At 71.5% G+C, this 1437-nt stretch carries 4 protein-coding genes; 3 read left to right on the top strand and 1 reads right to left on the bottom strand.

What is annotated here, in order from left to right:
* On the bottom strand, positions 1–446 hold a 446-nt coding region (locus HW578_RS26555), incomplete at its 3' end, for an AMP-binding protein (RefSeq protein ID WP_198373696.1).
* 276 nt (positions 447–722) lie between these two features.
* On the opposite strand from HW578_RS26555, the gene HW578_RS26550 reads away from it, so the two are divergent.
* From HW578_RS26550 to HW578_RS26540, 3 genes are all read left to right on the top strand, one after another.
* Complete coding sequence (locus HW578_RS26550; RefSeq protein ID WP_198373695.1) at positions 723–929, top strand: cold-shock protein; 207 nt, start codon at positions 723–725, stop codon at positions 927–929.
* 119 nt (positions 930–1048) lie between these two features.
* Positions 1049–1186 carry a hypothetical protein gene (locus HW578_RS26545; RefSeq protein WP_198373694.1) on the top strand — a complete coding sequence of 46 codons (138 nt, stop codon included), beginning with the start codon at positions 1049–1051 and terminating at the stop codon, positions 1184–1186.
* Between the two features lie 47 nt (positions 1187–1233).
* Positions 1234–1437: DUF6481 family protein (locus HW578_RS26540; RefSeq protein ID WP_232479323.1), on the top strand; the 204-nt coding region annotated here is incomplete at its 3' end.

Raw genomic sequence — 1437 nt, 5'->3', positions numbered from 1 at the left:
AGCGCGTGCCAGCCGGCGTCGTCCTCCGGGCGGTCCACCAGCACCACGCGCAGCCCCTCGGGCGCGGCGAGCTCGGCCGCATGCGCGGCGGAGGCGAAGACCCAGCGGCAGCCGGCGCCGGCGATGATCGCCTCGGCGGCGGCGGTGTCGGTCAGGTCGTCGATCGCCATGGGCAGAGCACCGGTCGCGGCGATCGCGAGCCGCACCACGATCCAGTCGGGCGAGTTCGGCGCATGCAGCGCGACTGCCTCGCCCGGCGCCATCCCGGCCGCGATCAGGCCGCCGGCCAGGCGGCGCGCATCGGCCGCGATCTGCGCCGCGGCCACCGGCATGGCGTCATCGCCCTGCATCGCGAGCACGGCCGGCGCCGCGCCGCGCGACTCGAGCGCCGCGATCAGGCGCAGCGGCGTCCAGCACCCCTCATCGGCGCGCGGCATCCTGTCCATGTGTTGCCCCTCGACGCGAAACAGCGCGTGAGTTTCGGGCGGCGATCCGCAGGAATCCAGGCATTACCGACGGCAGGCGGCAAGCCGTCACAAATCATTGCTTCCAAATGCGGCCGCGATGTCCTATCTACCCGTCGTCAGCTTTGTTTTGGTCCTGCTGCGCTCTCCCTGTTCGTCACCGAACGAGCCCCGAGCCCGCCGCCCGCTCCCTACCGAAGATTGATCCGGCGCACGGCTTCGTGCGGCGGCGGCAACACGTTCAGACGGAACATCTCCATGTCCACCGGCACCATCAAGTGGTTCAACGCGACCAAGGGCTACGGCTTCATCCAGCCCGAGGACGGCTCCAAGGACGTCTTCCTCCATATCTCCGACGTCGAGCGTTCGGGCATCGGCACGCCGCAGGAAGGCGACAAGCTCGAATTCGACCTCCAGAAGGGCCAGCAGGGCAAGACCTCGGCCACCAATCTCCGCCGGGCCTGAGCGCCCCGCGACCCGGCCCGCGCCGGGCGGTCCGACCGCCCATGCGGGCCTTGACTGCAACGACCGGTGCGCGCCGCCCGCCAAGGGCGGCGCCGCCCACGAATCAACGAGACATCATTATGCATACCCATGACCAGGCCGCCCGGCACAAGCCGCGCCCGGCCCCGACCACCCCGGCGACGCTCGCCGGCGCCCCCCAGCAGGGTGGGCTCACGCCCGCCGAAATCCGCCGGATCGTCCTCGACATCCTCGGCTGACCCGGCCAAACAGACGGTCCCACAAAACAGGACAGCAGAAAGACACGATGCAAGGCCTGAAGCGCGACGACCACAATTCCCGCCGCGAAGCTGCGGAGAAGGCCCGCAAGGCGATGATGGAGCGCTTCCGCGCCCAGCCCCGCCCGGACGATCCCGTGGTCCAGGAGCGCCTGGCCGCCCAGCGCGCCGTGGCCGAGGCCCGCGAGGCGCGCCGCCTCGCCCGCGAGGCCGAGCGCGCCGCCGCCGCGAAG

This window comes from Roseomonas rosulenta, from assembly GCF_016106005.1.
GTDB classification, from domain to species: domain Bacteria; phylum Pseudomonadota; class Alphaproteobacteria; order Acetobacterales; family Acetobacteraceae; genus Neoroseomonas; species Neoroseomonas rosulenta.
The sequence above is the reverse complement of the archived record's forward strand: the minus strand, read 5'-3'. Positions and strand labels throughout refer to the sequence as shown.